This is a genomic window from Ruegeria sp. AE3, from assembly GCF_056542225.1.
Map to the genome: position 1 here is coordinate 1 of NZ_JBQFZL010000010.1, position 18,095 is coordinate 18,095.

Here is an 18,095-nt window from a genome sequence, read left to right on the forward strand (position 1 = left end):
TGGATCAGATCGCGCACGGCCATCGAATTGATGAATTCCTCACCCTCGACCCGTTCGGTTGTTTTGTCACCGCTTTCGTCCCAATGACGCACATCAATCGACGTGACGCGGTTGCCATCGCGGTTCACCTTCACCACTTCGGAACGGGTTTCGACCGAACCGCCCTTTTCCTGGATCAGATCGCGGGTCTTTTCCCACATCATGCCAGGGCCCAGGCGGGGATACTGGAATTCCTCGATCAGGCTGGCCGTATCATTGGCACCCGAAATCGCGTTCCAGACCGCCTTGGGCAGGGACAGGTTCTTGATCCGCTGCGCGGCCCAGTCGGCCCGGATTTCCGACGGTGGAATACCCCAGACCTTCTTGGTGTAGCTGTGGAAGAAATGCATGTAGAGCCGTCCACCAAAGCGGTTGATCACCCATTCTTCGAACGTGTCTTCCTGCGGTTTAGGCCGCAGCTTCCATTTGATGAAGCTGCCGATGATCTTGTAGGTCTCGTAAGGGCCGATATTGCCAAGGGCGTTGAAGATCCGCAGCGGATAGTCATAGAACTTGTTGCGGTAGAAGATGCGGCTCAGGCGTTGCACGGTGATGAAATCATCCCCCATCACCTCATGCCACATGTCCTCGACCTCACGCACCTTGGTGAAAAACCGGTGCCCGCCTATGTCAAAGCGATACCCTTTATGCGTTTCAGTTCGGGAAATGCCGCCCACCATATCCGAGGCTTCAAAGACCCGGGGAACATGTGTGCCGCTCAGTTTCTGAAGTTCATAGGCTGCTGTCAGCCCTGCAGGACCGCCACCAATGACTACAACGGGAACAATATCTTTTTTCAAATGACTAACATCCACACTAAAACCACTGTCGTCAGGCTACAGGAGGTTGCCTGAGATTCACAACAAAATCATGTTGGCCCACGCCATAGGAAACTCTGCGCGCTGTAATCTATCCTTTCGGACCAACCAAGGATTGCAGAACCATCGACCAGTAACTCCGGTTCAATACTCTACGCACAGATATGTACGGATCGACCTCTGAGTGTACAGGGCCCGTTCGGTGTCTGGTCAAACCCTAATCGCGCGCCCTTGAGTAAAGGTAGGAATTTATATTCAACACGTTGAAAAACAATATTAGTTCAAAGCCGCCTGAACTGTCGGAAATGTCGCGGGCAAAAAACAACAGTCCTCAGTTACTCTTGCGATTGATGTCCCCAGCTTGGCCTTTCGCAGCCTCTGCCTTCAACCCAATTAAGGATATGTCCCAGGACTCCCACCGGGCAACTCGGACAATTCAACAATCTTATACATTCAAGCATATTGTGTATTCATCAATGCCCGAGCGTCGGGAAATCAGTTGCATCGCATCTTGAGGCTTTGTGAATCTTGACAGGGGTTCAACGCTCCCATCCTACTGCTTGTGAATGTTTGAAGAAACAAGGCCGCGTCAAACCCAGATTAAGGGCTTGTCAATTAGTGACTGACTTCGTTGTTAACGAGGGAGCGATTTTATGAAGTGCGTTATTCTGGCCGGCGGCTTAGGCACCCGGCTCAGCGAAGAAACCGTCAAGATTCCAAAACCCATGGTCGAGATCGGCGGCAAACCGATCATCTGGCATATCATGAAAATCTACGCGGCACACGGCATCACGGATTTCATCGTCTGCCTCGGCTACAAGGGTTACGTGATCAAAGAATACTTCGCGAATTTCTTTCTGCACAGCTCGGACGTCACGATCGATCTGGCCAATGGCGGGCTTGAGATTGCAAACAGCAAATCGGAACCGTGGCGCGTGACGCTGGTCGATACCGGAGAGGACAGCCAGACCGGGGGGCGGCTGCGCCGTGTCATGCATCTGCTCAAGGATGAAGAGGCCTTTTGCATGACCTATGGCGACGGGGTCGGGAATGTCGATATCAGCGCGCTGGTCGCGTTCCACAAAAGCCACGGCAAACGTGCCACGCTCACCGCAGTCGTGCCACCGGGGCGTTTCGGCGCGTTGGAGCTGGCCAGCGATCAGATCGAACGTTTTGCCGAAAAACCGGGCGGTGACGGTGGTTTTATCAATGGCGGGTTCTTCGTACTGCATCCTTCGGTTGGTGATCTGCTGGACGGGGATGGCGCAATCTGGGAACGCGCTCCGCTTGAAACGCTGGCCGCAGAAGGCGATCTGATGGCGTTTCGCCACAAGGGATTCTGGCAACCGATGGATACGCTCCGCGACCGCCGTCAGCTCGAAGCGCGCTGGCAGGAAGGCAATGCTCCATGGAAGGTCTGGGAATGATGCTGGGTTCCGCTCCGAAAATCATCCTGCTTGGCAATCTGGGCTATATTGGTCCGGTCGTGGCGGCGGCATTGCGGAAATCCTATCCCAACGCCAATCTGATCGGCCTTGATCCCGGGTTTTTCTCGGACCGGCTGACCACGCATGATGCGTGGCCCGAGCGGGTTCTGAACCAGCAGATCATCGCGGATATTCGCGATATCGATGCGTCACTGTTCCAGGGGGCGGATGCGGTTGTTGCACTGGCGGCCATCTCGAACGACCCGATGGGTGCCCGGTTCGAAACAGTCACCACGGAAATCAATCAGGATGCCATCGTGCAGGCCGCTCATCTGGCCGCCGAAGCCGGGGTGTCGCGCTTCGTGTTTGCCTCCAGCTGTTCGGTCTATGGCTTCGCAGAAGGCGATGCGCGATCCGAGGACGCGCCCCTGAACCCGCTGACCGCCTATGCCCACAGCAAGATCGGGACCGAGCGTGCGCTAGCGGCCATGGACACGCCGGGGATGCTGCGTACAGCGCTGCGTTTCGCCACCGCCTGCGGGCCGTCGCCCCGGCTGCGGCTGGATCTGGTGCTGAACGATTTTGCCGCCTGTGCGGTCACCGCTGGCAAGATCACGGTGCTGAGCGACGGCAGCCCGTGGCGGCCGCTGATCGACGTGCGCGACATGGCCCGAGCCATCGACTGGGCCATCACCCGGACCCAAGATGCCGGGGGGCAGTGGCTTGCGGTCAACGCTGGATCGGATGTGTGGAACTATCAGATCCGCGATCTGGCGCAGGCCGTGGCCGAAGCGGTCCCCGGGGCCAGCTACTCGATCAATCCCGATGCCTCGCCCGACAACCGGTCTTACAAGGTCGACTTTTCGCTCTACAAACAACTGGCACCCGAACATCAGCCGGTGCAGACGCTTGAAGGCACCATCCGGGACTTGTTGCAATTGCTGAACGATATCAACTTTGGCGATGCCGATTTCAGGTCATCTCCGCTGATGCGGCTGAAAGCGCTTGAAGAGCATATCCGCACAGGCACACTGAGCGAGGATCTGCGCTGGAGAATGCCGCAATGACACACCCCGCTTGCCGGAGCTGTGGCGCAGCCCTGACCCAGACGCTGGTCGATCTGGGGCTTTCGCCGCTGGCCAATTCCTATGTCCCGCCCGAGCGCGCGGGCACGGCCTGTCCGCGCTACCCGCTGCATGCCTGGGTCTGCAACGACTGCTATCTGGTACAGGTCGAAGACGCCGTACCGGCGGATGAGATCTTCAATGCCGACTACGCCTATTTCTCGAGCTATTCGGACAGCTGGCTGGCCCATGCCAGGGCCTATGTCGAACAGATGGTCGACCGGCTTGATCTGGGACCGGATGATCTGGTGATCGAGATTGCCTCGAATGACGGGTATCTGTTGCAGTATTTCGTCGAGAAAGGCATCCCCGTTCTAGGGATCGAACCTTCGGGCAGCGTGGCGGCGGCAGCCGAAGAAAAAGGCGTGCGCTCGCTGGTCGATTATTTCGGCGAGGCGCTGGCCCGAAAGGTTGCTGCGGTCGAGAAACCCCCGGCCCTGATTGCCTCGGCCAATGTGCTGGCGCATGTGCCTGACATCAACGATTTCGTCGCCGGGATCGCCACGCTTCTGACCGGTGATGCGGTCTATACGGTCGAATTCCCGCATCTTCTGAACCTGATCAGGGAAGTGCAGTTCGACACGATCTATCACGAACATTACTCCTATCTGTCGCTGCTGGCGGTGGAAAAGATTTTTGCCAAGGCGGGCCTGCGTGTCTTCGACGTCGAGGAACTGCCCACCCATGGCGGTTCGCTGCGGGTGTTCGCCTGCCTTGAGGGTGCCAGCCACCGCGAAGGGCCCGGTCTGGCCAAGGTCCGCGCGGATGAGGCTGCGGCGCAGTTCGACCGGCCTGAAGGCTACATGAATTTCACCATTCAGGTCGAAGCGCTGCGCGACGGATTGCTCGCCTTTCTGCGCGAAGCAAATACCAGGGGCGACACCATTGCCGCCTATGGTGCCGCCGCCAAGGGCAACACGCTGCTGAACTATGCCGGGATCGGCCCCGACCTGATCTCTTACTGCGTTGATCGCAACCCGGCCAAGCAGAACACGCTGCTGCCCGGCAGCCATATCCCCGTGCACGGGGTCGAAGCCCTGCGCGAGACGCCGCCGGATTACGTGCTGATCCTGCCCTGGAACATCCGGGACGAGGTCACGGATCAACTGTCAGACCTGAAGGCACATGGCACCCGCTTCGTGACCGCCGTGCCCGAGATCAGGATCAGCTGATGGCACGGGTTCTGCTGACGGGCGCAACCGGATTGATCGGGTGCGCGACAGCCACGGCTCTGACAGAGGCGGGCCACGAGGTGGTGACGCTGGGCCGCAACCCGGCAAGCGACATCACCTGCGATCTGCTGGACCCCGGCGCCACCACGACAGCCCTCGACGCCGCCCGCGCCAGCCATCTGGTGCATCTGGCCTGGCATGACGGCGCGCGCGACCGCTGGAATTCTGGGGCCAATCTGGACTGGATGGCCGCCACATTGCATCTGGTGCGGGAATTCGCGCGCACAGGCGGCTGGCGTGCCGTCTGCGCCGGAAGCTGCGCTGAATATGACTGGTCGGTACCGGAGCTGATCGAAACCAGCCCCCTGCGCCCCCGCACCCTTTATGGGGCGGCCAAGGCCGGGGCCGGTCTGGCACTGTGCGCGGGCCAGCAGACGCTTGGTCTGTCCCTAGCATGGGCCCGCATCTTTTTTGTCTACGGGCCGGATGAACCGCCGGGACGTCTGTTCGGCGATCTGATGTCAAACCTCGGGGCGGGACGGCCGGTCGATTGCACCGATGGACGGCAGGAGCGGGATTTCCTGCATGTCGATGATCTTGCCCGCGCCTTGTTGCGCGTACTGGAAAGCGATCTGACCGGCCCGGTCAATGTCGCCAGCGGTACAGCGACCCCAGTGCGGGACCTGATTGCAGAGGTGGCAAACCAGATGCACCAGCCCGATCTGATCCGCCTAGGCACCATCGCCCGCGCGGCGGACGATCCGCCCCGGCTGGCGGCGGACGTGACCCGGTTGCGGGACGAGACCGGTTTTATGCCACAATATGACATTGCTTCCGGAGTCGCCCGGTGTCTTTTGACAAACGAGGAAGCTGTATGAAATCTTCGTTCTTTCTGCGGAAACAGTCCTTCATGCTTTTTGCTCTGGTCGGCATTGTGAATACGGCCTTCGGGTATGCGGTTTTCTCGGTTCTGAGCCTGTCGGGGTTGCCCGCACAGGCGGCTCTTGCGATCTCGTTCGTCATCGGCGTGTTGTGGAATTTCATGACCCACGCCCGTATTGTGTTCGAAACCAAAGGGTTCAGGAAATTGCCCTTCTACCTGCTGGCATATGTCATAGTTTACGTTTTCAACGCCTTTTCGCTCGAAGCTCTTCTGAGCACGGGACTGCATCCGATCCTTGCACAGGGCCTGCTGGTTCTGCCGGCGGCCGTTCTGGCATTCATCCTTGTTTCCCGGGCGCTGACCGATCGCTTCCCGTGGCAGCAGGAGGTCTGATATAATGCCTAAAAACCACAGACATAAACACTTTCGATCCGTAACCGGTCCATCTGATATATAGTAGGATATGGACTGTTAAATGTATTTGGTACCAGTGCTGGAAGGATAATCGTCAATGCGTCTTTATCTTGCTGATCTTGGACATAACCTCGTTACTGCCACGTCGGACACCTACCCATTGGGCGTTGGAAATCTTGCGACCTATGCCCAGGCTCATGCAAAAAGCCCGACACCGTTGGAAGTTGCAATCTTCCGCGACCCTCAGGAATTCAAAGCGGCCGTCGACACAGCTCCGCCCGATATGGTCGGCTTTTCCAGTTATTCCTGGAACCACCATCTGGCCCTGTCCTTTGCTGACTACGTCAAGGCGGTAAACCCCAACAGCCTGACCCTGATGGGTGGCCCCAACTTTCCGTTGACCGAAGAAGAACAGGACAGCTGGATCCGGACCATGCCACAGATCGACATGCATGTACGCGGCCCCACCTATGAGGGCGAGCGCGCCTTCCTCAGCACGCTGCAACGGTTCATCGATGTTGGCGCCCGCCGCGAAGGCATGTGGGAAGAGGCCGTCGATGGCGCGCTTTACGTGCACCCGAAAACCGGAGAGATCCTGCGCGGGAGCGAGCCGCCCCGCATCCGCGATCTGGACGAAATCCCGTCACCCTATCTTGCCGGGCTGATGGACAAGTTCTTTGATACCGGCCTGTTTGCACTGATGCAGCTGGCCCGCGGTTGTCCGTTCACCTGCGCATTCTGCAACTCGGCGGTCAAATCGAACTCGAAAGTTTTCCGCCATTCGTTCGAGCGTACCAAGGCCGATCTGGATTACATCGTGGCCCGCATCAACCATGCCAGCCCCTTGTGTTTTGCTGACGATAATTTCGGCATGTATGTGCAGGACGAAGAAGTGGCCGACTATCTGGGCCATCTGATGGATAAATACGACTGGCCCAAATACATCCGAACAACCACCGGAAAAAACCGCGGCGACCGGATCATCAAGGTGATGCGTAAGGCCAAGGGCCGGTTGCCAATGACCTCATCGGTTCAGTCCCTGAATCCGGTAGTTCTGAAGAACATCAAACGCGACAACATCAGCCTGGATACTTATACCGAGGTGCAACAGGAGCTTCATTCAAAGGGCATGCAATCCTATGGCGAGCTGATCCTGTGCATGCCGGGTGAAACCAAGGAATCCTTTATGGATGCGGTCGACAAGCTGATCGAAACCGGTGTCAGCCGGGTGGCGGCACACCAGCTGATGCTGTTGCATGGCGCGCCACTGGCCAATCCCGACAGCCGCAAAGAATTTGGGTTCAAAACCCTGCACCGGGTCGTTGCCCGATGCCTGGGCAAATATAACGGTCCAACCGTGGTCGAGACCGAGGAAATGGTGGTCCAGTCCGAGAATTTCTCGTTCCAGGATTACCTGGACACCCGTGTTTTCCATCTGCTGCTGACGATCTTCTATTATGAAGACAATTTCGAAGAAGCCTTCCGGCTGGCGCGGTCCCGTGGCATCCGGCCCTTCCTGATCGTCAAGCATATGCAAGAAATTCTTGATCAGGCCCCCCAGCCCTTCCGGGATGCGGTGGCCGGTTATCTGGAGGAAAACCAGCAGGAGCTGTTTGAAACCCGCTCCGATTGCGTCGCTTGGGCGCAGGAAAATTATGATGATCTGATCAGCGGTGAACTCGGGGGCAACCTGCTCAGCAAGTACTCGATGATTGGTCGGTTCATCGTGCTGGACGAAGCGCTCGATTTCCTGAAACGGACCATCAGTGATCTTCTGGATAAGGATGACCACGAAGCGCACACGATGCTCGACACGATCATCAATTACTACAGCGCCGTGATGCTGCATGTGCCTTTCTCGGAAACCCTGGAACATGAACCGACCTGGAGCTCGTCCTTCGATCTCGAGGCCTGGCGGAATTCGGGATATGAAGGCGTGCTGCAGGATTACCAGTTCGATGCGCCCCGCGAGTTCCAGACCCAGGTCGATCAAAGGGTGAAAACCACCCTGCTGTCGCGGATCGAAACCTTTGGTGAACATGCCTCGGGGCTGGGGCGGTTTACACGGACGATGTTTGCCAATGACTTCAGGCGCAACTTTGTGAATGCCGAAAACCAGCACGCTGCCGAATAGGATTCTGGCCCTAGCCGGTATCCCCAAGATAGATAACCGCGCGCCCCGGGAAGGCCGCGATCACGGCTGCGTTTTGCTCAGCCCCGAGATCGCGCAGGAAGATCGGCTTGTCCGACGACAGGAAAGGGTCGTTAAGATATAGCGCGGATCCGATGTTGTGCTGCGCGGACACAAACACCAGCGCGTTTCCAATATCTTCAATCTGCGCCATCCGCCTTATGTCGCCAGAATAGTTGCCGTAGTTTTGGTATTTCGAAACACCCCGCCACGTAGTGAAGCTGACGACCGAGACTGCGCATAACAACAAAGTAACGTTGTTCAGGCGGCTGCGATATCTTTCCGGCAGACGCCGGCGAACCTCTTCGATTCCGGCCCCAGCCAGAACCAGCGCAGGTAGGGCTGCTGTATACCAGTATCGCGGACCGATATAGAACCCGCCGATAAACCAATAAAAGAACAGCCCGCCGATAATGATCACGAAAACCAGAAGCATCGCCCAGTCGAACTTTGTCAGGCTGTTACGCCAGAGCAAGGCAACCCAGATTGGTATAAGAGACCCAAAAACCCAGCCCAAAAGCTCCATATTGAGCGCCGCAAACCCGTGCAGCATGTTCACCAGCCCTTCCAGCGGGCTGTGACCGGGCCACATGTCGAGCGCGCCAAAGTCTTTCGCGGGCGGCCCGACAGTTGGACCGAACCCAAAGGCATTGCCAGTTTCCCCCCAGATGCGGACAAAGTAATCCGCCTGCGGCGTCAGTAAAATCTGCCCGGTGAAGGCGTAGTTGAACAGCAAGAAAGCCGACCCAGACAGAACCCCGCCCACAGAATAGGTCGCGACCTGCCCGATCCCGGCGGGAATACGGCGGAGCAGCCACAAACCCGTCAATCCGCCCACGATCACCCCATCAAGCGGCCTGATCACAAAAACCCAACCCAGAGCCAGCCCGGCGACAAATGCCAGTGCAATGTCACTCAGCGTCGATCCCGAACCCGCGCGAAGCAGACACCACAGGCCGACAAGAACCATGAAGACTGTCGCCGAATGTGCCATCAAGGACGCGCCAACAGCCAGAACCCACGGTGAGGTCGCCATCAGCAGGGCGACCAGATCGGCACGTTCCTGGCTGACGGTGCGCCACAGGATGTCATGGGTCAGCCAGACCGAAGCCCCGGTGAGCAGCGGGTTGATCAGCCAAGGTGCCCCAACAATTACACCGATGGACAGGATCGCAGACCAGCCCGGCGCAAAGACCGAAAGCCACCGATCATCCCGAATATCGAGCAGAAAGTATTCCAATGCAGGTTGGGCGGCCTCGGGTGGTGCCGGGCTCCACAGGACGCCGCTGGCGAAGATGCGAGCTTGGAAAAGATAACACAGCTCGTCTTCCACATGCGGCACACGATCAAAGGCCGTCCAAGCGAGCACGGCACTGGCCAGAGTGGCAAAGAAGGCTAGTCCAGACACCGGAAGGCGTGGGGCCTGATCGGGGCCAGAGACGGTGAAAACCGCAATCAGCGTGGCGATCTGCACAAGGGACAAAACGCCCCCGACACCGATCTGCAGCCCAAAGGCGGTGTAGTAGCCATAGTTGATGTAAGGCGTGGCCGAAACACTGAACGCCGCGATCAGCACCCCCAACAGAGCTAGCCGCACCCCCCCTGCCTGCGCGAACAGGCCACGTATAGCCGCCCTCCCGGCAGGCCGTATCAGGATGAAAAACGTCAGCCCCGCCTGCGCGGCCAGCACTGCCAGCATGATCAGGTTTTCAGGTGGGTCTGTAGAAATTTCGAGCCTTGGAAACCAAAGTGGTTGTGTCAGCCACAACCTGGCCGCACTGCCCAAAAGCACCACCGCCCCCAAAAGACCAAAAAGCAATTGACCACGAGACCAAAACACAGCCAGCAAAAGCACTGATGTCGCGGCAATCGCTGCAAACCAGATACGCATCTCGGCCAGTGTGGCATTCGTGACCGCAGCATCCGCAGCCCAGACTGGCCCGCCACATGCCCAAAGGGCCAGCGCAGCACCACACCACCGCAATGGGACCGGACATATTCTCATGCCAGATGCTCGTCTTTGATCAGTGCTGGATCCCGGGCGGGACCTTCGATGTTGATACGTTCCTGCTCGGTGACAATCGGGCCGCCTCGGACCTGATTGTGGATCGAAGTGATATATTCCCCCAGCATACCAATAAACAGCATCTGAATCCCTGAAAGGAAAAACAGCGCTACGATGATGGTCGTAGTCCCCCGTGGTGCCTGATTGGGGTCGAGGAAATACACCAGCACTGCAAACAGGGAAAACAGAATGCAGCTTGTCGCGATTACCAGCCCGCTGAGCGTGCAGAACCGCATCGGTGCCCGCGTGAAGGAAAAGATCGCATTCAGCGCCTGGTCGGTCAGCGCCATCAGGCTGTGTTTAGACAAACCTCTTTTCCGGGCCCGCCAGACATAAGGAACGATGACCCGACGAAAGCCACAGCTTGCGATGATGCCCCGGATATAGGGATAGTGATCGTTATGAGACAGCACCGCCTTCAGAACCTTGCGGTCGATCAACTGAAACTCTCCCACCGAAGGTTCCAGCCATACATCTGATAGCCCATTGACTATTGAGTAGAAAATACTGCGCGCACCGCGCATCAGAAACCCTTCTTCTCGGGTGCTGCGCGCACCTGCCACCACGTCATAGCCGCTTTCCCAAAGCTCCACGAATTCCGGAATCATTTCCGGTGGGTCCTGCAAGTCGACAGGTAAAATAACGATGACCGCGTCCCCCTCAACATAGCGCAACCCGTTGAAGGCAGACCGGAACACACCGAAGTTACGGGCGTTGACAACCACCTTCACATCCATATCATCTTCCGCAATTTCTCGGAGGATTTCGACGGTCCGGTCGGTCGAGGCATTATCAACAAAGATATGTTCGCGCCTGTAGCCCGCCAGCTCTTTGTCGAAAATCGCTTTCACGATTTCATAGCAATGTGCCACGTTGTCTTCTTCATTGAAGCACGGTGAGACAATAGAAATGGTTTTCATATCATATCTTTGTTTAACGTCTACAGATGCCGGTTACCCGCCGCCGGCTCGGTCACGCTTATAGCATCCCGCACCCTTGCAGATTCGCGCAACAGCCAATCTGTGGGAATGTTTTAAGATGCAGTGTACTTGCCACCACAGCCCCGGCCTATTTCCCTGGGTGCGTCGCTGAATACACCGAAAGCTCTCACTTCCTTCTTTTCGACCCAAATTTCTACGTTACTGTAATCCGAAACTGTTGGCTAATTGTGTTCACATGACTCGCAAAATTCGCAATCAATTATTCAGGCTCCATACCTGGTTCGGTCTATATCTGTCGGTCTTTTTCACTTTCATGTTTCTGACAGGCACGCTGCTTGTAGTCGGGTTCGAACTTGAGTCCATGAATCGACCCGTAATCTGGACTTCTCTGACAGAAGAAGAACGCACCGCAAGTTTCGGCGAAATCTACGACAGCATCAAAACCACCCACCCTGAAGGCAATGCATTTGTAATCCTCAAGCGACCCGCCCCTTGGTTTGTGGACCGTACACACGGACGCACGGGATGGGGAGAGCGCGTGAGTTATTGGACAGATCCCACTACTGGTGAGGTCGTCCATGTGACAGGGAATCCGAGTTTTAACGGTATTCTTGCTGGCCTTCACGATACGTTTCTTATCGACAAGAGGAGCGTATTCATTCTTATTAGTGCGATGTCGATCCCGTTGCTTTTCCAGATGGTCAGCGGGCTGATCACCTATCGGCGATTCTGGAAGGGTTTTTTTAGATGGCCTAGCAACTCGGGGGGGGCTAGGTCATGGGCGGGTGGAGCCCATAGGCTGGTAGCTCTCTGGTCTACGCCGTTGGTCTTTATAATTGCAATAAGCAGTTTCTTTTTCCTGCTGGGTGGCCTGGGAATAGAAGGAGGCAGGCTAAAATTTCAATCCCCCGCCCCACGCGAAGCCGCCTTACCAACGGGCTTTGACGGAACTGTTATCGATGAAGCCGAAGCACGGGCCCGCGACGCCCTGCCAGGATTCGAGCCGGCCGCTCTAGTCATTCCCGGAAACAAAGCAAGCAGTTTGAAATTCAATGGGAGACATCCAGAGTTTTCACGTTTTAGCGGAGAGAGCACCGTAACCGTAGATCCTGTGACGCTTGAGATTCTGAACATCTACACGCCTGATGACTTCAGCGGCCTCACTCGCTTGGATGCGATGATGGAGCTGCTGCATTTTGGGGTCTGGGGTGGTCTGTTTTCAAGAGTTCTCTGGATTGTTCTGGGGATTTTCGCCACTAGCCTCGCCTTTACAGGGTCTCTAATCTATGCCGCCCGTCTGGCTCCTGCGACCTCATCGGGTGCATCTTTTATAGGTATCTGGCGCGGGATGGGGTTTCTACGCTGGATTTATTTACTGTTGCTAATGGGGATTCTTATTGGCGTGTATTGGCGCACGAACCCAAGTTCCTATGTCACGTCCCGCGTGACCCCGATTGATGCAAAAGGCGCAGTGGCGCAGTTAATCCTGCATGAGCCGCTAAGGCGCGATACCCCGATCGAGATCGAACTGCAGATTGGCGTAGCCGATGTCGACGTGGCCTTGGTCGAAGTCAACGGTGCGGCAGCCCAGCCAATTGATTTGGTTCGGAACGGAGACATAGCTTTGGGCCGTTTCGGATTTGATCCGCGCGAGGCGGACAACGAGGTCATTGCCTATCTGAAAAAGCAGGATGGTGATGAACAGAAAATCACGTTCCGAATGGGCAGCCCCATCTGGTGAGATCACACCCGAGCGGCCAGAGCCTTAAGCACAGCAAACCTGTCCCGCATCGTCGCAAATGCGAGGCAGGTGTAAATCAGCACACCCGTCGTGATACCCGCAGCCAGACGCACGATGCTTGTCTGATCGCCCAAAAGCGCCAGACATCCCACAACACCCGCCGCCATGATCCCCGCCGAGATAAGGGGCAGGATATGCAACGACGCCAGCCTGAAAACAGGCTGCCCCGAGATCGCCGCCAGATTGGCGAATTTGAACGGCCACATCACCAAGAAAACAGCGATAAAAGCCGCCGTTACAACCGACACGCCGTATGGGGCGGCAACCGTAACTGCGATGGCGGCAAGCATCACCTCGACCCACGATAGCACCGCCAGTCTGCCAGGATGACCTGACGCAAGGCAGAATGTCTGCTGCACCCTCTCGGTGCAAAGATACATTCCGAAAACGGACATCAGGCTCAGAATCGGCGCTGCCGGGATCCACTTCTGGCCAAACAGCAGGACCAACACCGGCTCTGACAGAACTGCCAATCCGGCAAAGGCCGGAAAGGTCACAAGCCCGGTCAGGCGCATGACATCCAAAAGCATCTCAGACGCCTTGCCGCCCCCGCGCGTGACCGCCGCAAAAGCGGGTTGTGAAACCATGCGCAATGGCGTGATGGTCAGGAACGAGGCCGTTTCCACAATCCGCCAGGCAATCGCATAATACCCGGCTGAGACCGGACCCAGCATCGCGCCGATCAGAACTGCAGGCGATTGCACAGCCACCAGTTCAGCCGCGCGTAGCCCGATGATCCGGTGGCTGAAATGCAGAACCTGCCGCATCTGGGACCCCGACACGTGGAAAGTGGGTCGCCACGATACGGCACCCCAAGCCATCACGATATTCGTAGCGGTCATTGCTACCCGCTGACCGACCAGGCTCCAGACCCCGTATCCCGCAAGGGCCATTCCGATCCCGGCAACCCCGCCAATGATTGCCCCAAGCACCGCGCGCAAGGCGAGAACGCGAAACCGCATCTCGCGCCGCAACAGCGCCACCGGCACCGCTGTGAGTGAGATCATCAGCACCGTTGGCGACAAACCGATCAGCAATTGTCCGGCTACCGCTTCGTCATAAAAGGCCGAGACTGGCCCCGCGCCCAGAATAATCAGCGCGGTTAGGCCAGCCCCCAGAAATGCCAGCAGCCAAAAGACCGAGTTTAGCCGATCGGGCGTCAGCGCATCTTGGGTCAGCAAAATCTCGGATATAGTTTCGCGGACCAAAAACTCGGAAAACAGGACAAAGGCGGCGGCCATTGCCACCAGGCCAAAGGCCTCGGCCCCAAGCAATCGGGCAAGAACAGCAATGATAATGAAATTGAACGCCTGTTCGGCCCAGACGCCAACGGACATCCAAGCAACGCCGCTGGTGAAACGCCGCTCCCGTGACATCAAAACCCTTCCCACTGCCCTACTGCCATACGAAACCGTCGACATTCTGAATATGTAGCGTATCGGTTTAGAGACAACACTGTCGAGACGCTTGCCAACATCCCTCGCGCGACCGCGCCGCAAGTCAGTGCAATGCGATGAATTCGGGATAAAGTGGAAATTTAGGCTCAATAAGAGCCAATTTGGAAACATTATCTCTGCGGCATATAGGGCCTCGGATGCCCGAACATCCTAGCAAACCTGTTGTTATACCGCCGCACATGTACCGAGACGGCCCAAAGAATTGATATACAACGTGGCATTACAGGCTGTCAGCGGTGTGTATAACATGACGCCAGAAAGATCGAATTTAGTCAAAAGTATTGTCTATGTTCAGCTTGTCTGTGTTTGAATACTATGGGCGGCAGAGGAAATTAGGCCCGTTGCGCCGGAAACGATCACACATGCCATGCGGGCGAGGACAGACAGAATATATATTAAGTGAATAAAAGGTTTTCATTTTCATGAACAAAGTCGCAGAGCCGATGGTGACGAGCAGCACCACATCTGAAGAGCTGATCGCATCGGAAACCGCCGGCATGAGCCTGAGCGTGGTCATCCCCGCCTATAACGAGGAAAATGCCGTGCGTCACACCGTCGAGGATGTGCGTGCCCATCTCGAGCCGCTGAATATCCCTTACGAAATTATCGTGGTGGATGACGCAAGCCAGGACAATACCCGCGCCGAGGCCGAGGCCAGTGGTGCCACCGTCACCTTCAACGATGTCAATTCCGGCTATGGCGCCAGCCTCAAGCGCGGCGTTCGGATGGCGCAGCATGAATATGTGGCCATTCTGGATGCCGACAGCACATACCCTGCGCGCTATCTGCCAAGCATGCTGGCCATGTGCCGCGATCAGGACATGGTGGTGGGCGATCGGGGTGCTGCGATGAAAAACGTGCCGCTGCTGCGGCGGCCGGCCAAGAAATTCCTGTTCGCCTTCGCTTCATTTCTGGCCGAGCGCAAGATCAACGATCTGAACTCGGGCCTGCGCGTGTTCCGCAAATCCGAGCTGATCCCATTCCTGCCGCTGCTGCCGCAGAACTTTTCGTTCACCACCACGATCACGCTGTGCATGACCTCGAATGGTAAAAGGATGATCTATACGCCCATCGAATACGGCAAACGGGTGGGCAAATCGAAAATCCGTCCGATTGACTTCCTGAACTTCATCATCCTGATCCTGCGCATCAGCACTTTGTTCAACCCGCTACGGGTGTTTATCCCTTTAGGTCTGGCATTTTTCACGCTGGGCACGGTGAAGTTCATTATCGACATGTTCTACTGGAACCTCAGCGAAACTGCAGTGTTCTCATTCCTGGCAGCGATCATGATCTGGTCACTGGGGCTGATCGCCGACATGATCTCGCGGCTGCACCTCAGACCGTGACATGAGCGGCAGGCTGCTTTCCGACCCAAGTCAACGGCGTTGGCTGATCCGGGTGGCCGGGTCGGTCGTGGTGCTGGCGATCCTGTTCTGGTTGCTTCCCGCTGAGGCCATCGTGACGGCACTGAAGTCGATCCCGATCTGGGTCTTTCTATGCGTGCTGGCCCTGTTCCTGCTGGCCCATGTGGGGGCCGCGCTGAAATGGTGGCTGCTGCTGAACCGAGGGCTTCCTCCCCTGCTGGCCATCCGGGCCCATTTTGCCGGGCTGGCCGCCAATCTGTGCCTGCCCGGCGCAATTGGAGGTGATACGGTGCGGGCCGGTCTGGCGCAGGCCGCGATGAAAGACGGTGCGCAGGTCGTCGCGGGCGCGACCGTTGACCGGCTGATCGACATGGTCGCGCTGCTGACCCTGTCCTGTCTGGGTCTGGTGCTGACATGGGAAAGCGCTGCCGGCGGGCATATGATCTGGCCGGTTGCCCTGATCCTGCTGGCCGCACTGGCGGGGATGGTCGCGATGCCGCGCCTGCTGCCTCTGCCCTGGCGCTATATCCCGTCCCTGCCCGGCAAAGGGTTTGCCCATCGCCTGGCCGATGCGCTGGCCGGGATGGGCCGCAAACCCGGCACGCTGGCCATTGCCTTTGTCGCATCGGTTCTGACCCAGCTGGTGCTGGTCCTGCTGGCCTGGTGGCTGGCCATCGCAGCGGGTGTCGATGTGGCAGCCGGGCCGTGGGTTTTCGCCTGGCCGCTGGCCAAGATCATTGCGGTTCTGCCGGTCTCGCTGAACGGGCTCGGCCTGCGCGAGGCCACGCTAGCCGGGTTTCTGACCCCATTTGGCGCCAGCGCGCCTGCGGTCGTGGCCGCCGGGCTGGTCTGGCAGGTTGTGTTGTTTACGGCAGGCGGGCTTGGCGCGCTGGTTCTGACCCTGTCCGGGATGCGGTTCAGCACCCCGGCAAATTCCCAAAAGGAAGAGTGCAAGTGACGGATGTTTCCCGACCCGACAGCAACGACAGGCCCGAGATCATCATACTGGGTGCCGGACCGGCCGGGCTGGCCGCGGCCCATGCGTTAACCGGGCAGGCCCGCGTAACGGTAATCGAACGCGCCGCTATCGCGGGCGGCAATTCAGCTTCCTTCCCGATTGAGGGCGTGATCTGCGATTATGGCTCGCACCGGTTTCACCCGGCGGCAGAGCCCGAGGTTCTGGCCGATGTGAAAGCCCTGCTGGGGGACGATCTGCTGCTGCGCCCGCGCCACGGGCGCATCCGGCTGGGTGGGAAATGGATCCACTTCCCGCTGAAACTGACTGACGCGCTGATGCGCCTGCCCAAGCCTTTTGCCCTGTCACTGATCGGGGACATGGTGCTGAAGCCGTTCCGCAATAAAAGCACCGGGCCCGAGACATTCTCGACCGTGCTGTATGACGGGCTGGGGCCGACGATTTCGGACAATTTCTATTTCCCCTATGTACGCAAACTGTGGGGGCTGAACCCGGACAAGCTGGCCGTGAAACTGGCCGAGCGCCGGGTCGGCAGCGGATCGGTCGGCAAGATCCTGATGAAGATGCTGCGCCTGCTGCCGGGGCTGCGCAGTGAAACCGCCGGGCGGTTCTTTTATCCGCGCAAGGGGTTCGGGCAAATCTCGGACGCGATGCGGAACAGCGCGGAAAGCAACGGGGCAACTTTCCTGTTCAACACCGAAATCACTGCTATCGAGCGGGACGGCAACCACATCACCGGCCTGACGATCCGCGAGGGCGAGGGTGAACGGCGCCTGACCGGCGATCTGATCCTGTCGACCATCCCGCTGACCGGGCTGACCCGCCTGATCGGCGCGCCGCCGCCCGAGGTGGTCGAGGCGGCTCGCGCGATCCGATTCCGCAGCATGATCCTGCTGTACCTGGTGCTGGAGACAGACCAGTTCACCGAGTTCGATGCACATTACTTCCCGGAACTGTCGATCCCGATCAGCCGGATGTCAGAGCCCAAGAACTATAACGCCAGTGGCGCGCCGAAAGGTGTCACCGTGCTGTGCGCCGAACTGCCCTGCGACCCGGATGAGAAATGGTGGTCCATGTCCGACGAGGAACTGGGGCAGGAATTCACTAAATGGCTGGGTCAGCTGGGCCTGCCCGTCACCGTGCCGGTGCGCCGCTGCGAAACCCGGCGGCTAAGCCACGCCTATCCGGTTTACGATATGGGCTATGAAGAGCGGTTCGATACGGTGGATCAGTGGCTCTCTGATTTGGACGGATTGCTCGTATTTGGACGACAGGGCTTGTTCGCCCACGATAATACCCATCACGCCTTTGCCATGGCTTACGGCGCGGCGGATTGCATCGACGACAAGGGCCATGTCGACCGCGCGAAATGGAACAAATATCGCGAGGTCTTTGCCACCCATGTGGTGGAAGACTGACC

Annotated in this window: 14 protein-coding genes; 10 read left to right on the forward strand and 4 right to left on the reverse strand. The window is 57.8% G+C overall.

Annotated elements, in window-relative coordinates; genetic code table 11:
• Positions 1–839: NAD(P)-binding protein (locus ACR0NZ_RS15660; RefSeq protein WP_480520157.1), on the reverse strand; the 839-nt coding region annotated here is incomplete at its 3' end.
• Positions 840–1,510: 671 nt separating this feature from the next.
• Between ACR0NZ_RS15660 and rfbF the strand changes: the two genes are divergently transcribed.
• From rfbF to ACR0NZ_RS15690, 6 genes are all read left to right on the forward strand, one after another.
• Entirely contained in the window at positions 1,511–2,284 is a 774-nt protein-coding gene (gene rfbF, locus ACR0NZ_RS15665) for a glucose-1-phosphate cytidylyltransferase (protein WP_480520159.1), read from the forward strand.
• Positions 2,266–3,351, forward strand: coding sequence for an NAD-dependent epimerase/dehydratase family protein (locus ACR0NZ_RS15670; protein WP_480520161.1), 1,086 nt, complete (start codon positions 2,266–2,268; stop codon positions 3,349–3,351). Before rfbF ends, ACR0NZ_RS15670 begins: the two co-directional genes overlap by 19 nt.
• On the forward strand, positions 3,348–4,580 hold the full coding sequence (locus ACR0NZ_RS15675) for a methyltransferase domain-containing protein (protein WP_480520163.1): 1,233 nt from the start codon (positions 3,348–3,350) through the stop codon (positions 4,578–4,580). The genes ACR0NZ_RS15670 and ACR0NZ_RS15675 overlap by 4 nt, the downstream gene beginning before the upstream one ends.
• Complete coding sequence (locus ACR0NZ_RS15680; protein WP_480520165.1) at positions 4,580–5,458, forward strand: NAD-dependent epimerase/dehydratase family protein; 879 nt, start codon at positions 4,580–4,582, stop codon at positions 5,456–5,458. The genes ACR0NZ_RS15675 and ACR0NZ_RS15680 overlap by 1 nt, the downstream gene beginning before the upstream one ends.
• The gene (locus tag ACR0NZ_RS15685; RefSeq protein ID WP_480520167.1) at positions 5,455–5,856 is read left to right on the forward strand and encodes a GtrA family protein; all 402 of its coding nucleotides are present in this window, start codon (positions 5,455–5,457) and stop codon (positions 5,854–5,856) included. Before ACR0NZ_RS15680 ends, ACR0NZ_RS15685 begins: the two co-directional genes overlap by 4 nt.
• 118 nt (positions 5,857–5,974) lie before the next feature.
• Positions 5,975–8,011 carry a B12-binding domain-containing radical SAM protein gene (locus ACR0NZ_RS15690; RefSeq protein ID WP_480520169.1) on the forward strand — a complete coding sequence of 679 codons (2,037 nt, stop codon included), beginning with the start codon at positions 5,975–5,977 and terminating at the stop codon, positions 8,009–8,011.
• A gap of 10 nt (positions 8,012–8,021) precedes the next feature.
• Here the strand turns inward: ACR0NZ_RS15690 and ACR0NZ_RS15695 are convergent, their stop codons facing one another.
• On the reverse strand, positions 8,022–10,073 hold the full coding sequence (locus ACR0NZ_RS15695) for a hypothetical protein (protein ID WP_480520171.1): 2,052 nt from the start codon (positions 10,071–10,073) through the stop codon (positions 8,022–8,024).
• The gene (locus ACR0NZ_RS15700; protein ID WP_480520173.1) at positions 10,070–11,053 is read right to left on the reverse strand and encodes a glycosyltransferase; all 984 of its coding nucleotides are present in this window, start codon (positions 11,051–11,053) and stop codon (positions 10,070–10,072) included. The genes ACR0NZ_RS15695 and ACR0NZ_RS15700 overlap by 4 nt, the downstream gene beginning before the upstream one ends.
• Before the next feature lie 256 nt (positions 11,054–11,309).
• Here ACR0NZ_RS15700 and ACR0NZ_RS15705 point away from each other — a divergent pair, with 256 nt between their 5' ends.
• The gene (locus tag ACR0NZ_RS15705; protein ID WP_480520175.1) at positions 11,310–12,815 is read left to right on the forward strand and encodes a PepSY-associated TM helix domain-containing protein; all 1,506 of its coding nucleotides are present in this window, start codon (positions 11,310–11,312) and stop codon (positions 12,813–12,815) included.
• Positions 12,816–12,817: 2 nt separating this feature from the next.
• On the opposite strand, the gene ACR0NZ_RS15710 is transcribed toward ACR0NZ_RS15705, so the two are convergent.
• On the reverse strand, positions 12,818–14,251 hold the full coding sequence (locus tag ACR0NZ_RS15710) for a lipopolysaccharide biosynthesis protein (RefSeq protein ID WP_480520178.1): 1,434 nt from the start codon (positions 14,249–14,251) through the stop codon (positions 12,818–12,820).
• 503 nt (positions 14,252–14,754) lie between these two features.
• Here ACR0NZ_RS15710 and ACR0NZ_RS15715 point away from each other — a divergent pair.
• Genes ACR0NZ_RS15715 through ACR0NZ_RS15725 form a run of 3 tightly spaced genes read left to right on the forward strand, consistent with a single transcriptional unit; the run spans position 14,755 to position 18,093 of the window.
• Positions 14,755–15,681 (forward strand): glycosyltransferase family 2 protein, encoded by a 927-nt coding sequence (locus ACR0NZ_RS15715; protein WP_480520180.1) that lies wholly within the window; start codon positions 14,755–14,757, stop codon positions 15,679–15,681.
• Between the two features lies 1 nt (position 15,682).
• The gene (locus ACR0NZ_RS15720; RefSeq protein WP_480520182.1) at positions 15,683–16,657 is read left to right on the forward strand and encodes a lysylphosphatidylglycerol synthase transmembrane domain-containing protein; all 975 of its coding nucleotides are present in this window, start codon (positions 15,683–15,685) and stop codon (positions 16,655–16,657) included.
• Complete coding sequence (locus tag ACR0NZ_RS15725) at positions 16,654–18,093, forward strand: protoporphyrinogen/coproporphyrinogen oxidase (protein ID WP_480520184.1); 1,440 nt, start codon at positions 16,654–16,656, stop codon at positions 18,091–18,093. The genes ACR0NZ_RS15720 and ACR0NZ_RS15725 overlap by 4 nt, the downstream gene beginning before the upstream one ends.
• The last annotated feature ends 2 nt before the right edge of the window (positions 18,094–18,095 follow it).

What these genes read in the sequence shown, in the direction of transcription:
- rfbF (WP_480520159.1), top strand. Translation starts at nt 1,511, where the DNA reads ATGAAGTGCGTTATTCTGGCCGGCGGCTTAGGCACCCGGCTCAGCGAA.
- ACR0NZ_RS15670 (WP_480520161.1), top strand. Translation starts at nt 2,266, where the DNA reads ATGGAAGGTCTGGGAATGATGCTGGGTTCCGCTCCGAAAATCATCCTG.
- ACR0NZ_RS15675 (WP_480520163.1), top strand. Translation starts at nt 3,348, where the DNA reads ATGACACACCCCGCTTGCCGGAGCTGTGGCGCAGCCCTGACCCAGACG.
- ACR0NZ_RS15680 (WP_480520165.1), top strand. Translation starts at nt 4,580, where the DNA reads ATGGCACGGGTTCTGCTGACGGGCGCAACCGGATTGATCGGGTGCGCG.
- ACR0NZ_RS15685 (WP_480520167.1), top strand. Translation starts at nt 5,455, where the DNA reads ATGAAATCTTCGTTCTTTCTGCGGAAACAGTCCTTCATGCTTTTTGCT.
- ACR0NZ_RS15690 (WP_480520169.1), top strand. Translation starts at nt 5,975, where the DNA reads ATGCGTCTTTATCTTGCTGATCTTGGACATAACCTCGTTACTGCCACG.
- ACR0NZ_RS15695 (WP_480520171.1), bottom strand. Translation starts at nt 10,073, where the DNA reads ATGAGAATATGTCCGGTCCCATTGCGGTGGTGTGGTGCTGCGCTGGCC.
- ACR0NZ_RS15700 (WP_480520173.1), bottom strand. Translation starts at nt 11,053, where the DNA reads ATGAAAACCATTTCTATTGTCTCACCGTGCTTCAATGAAGAAGACAAC.
- ACR0NZ_RS15705 (WP_480520175.1), top strand. Translation starts at nt 11,310, where the DNA reads ATGACTCGCAAAATTCGCAATCAATTATTCAGGCTCCATACCTGGTTC.
- ACR0NZ_RS15710 (WP_480520178.1), bottom strand. Translation starts at nt 14,251, where the DNA reads ATGTCACGGGAGCGGCGTTTCACCAGCGGCGTTGCTTGGATGTCCGTT.
- ACR0NZ_RS15715 (WP_480520180.1), top strand. Translation starts at nt 14,755, where the DNA reads ATGAACAAAGTCGCAGAGCCGATGGTGACGAGCAGCACCACATCTGAA.
- ACR0NZ_RS15720 (WP_480520182.1), top strand. Translation starts at nt 15,683, where the DNA reads ATGAGCGGCAGGCTGCTTTCCGACCCAAGTCAACGGCGTTGGCTGATC.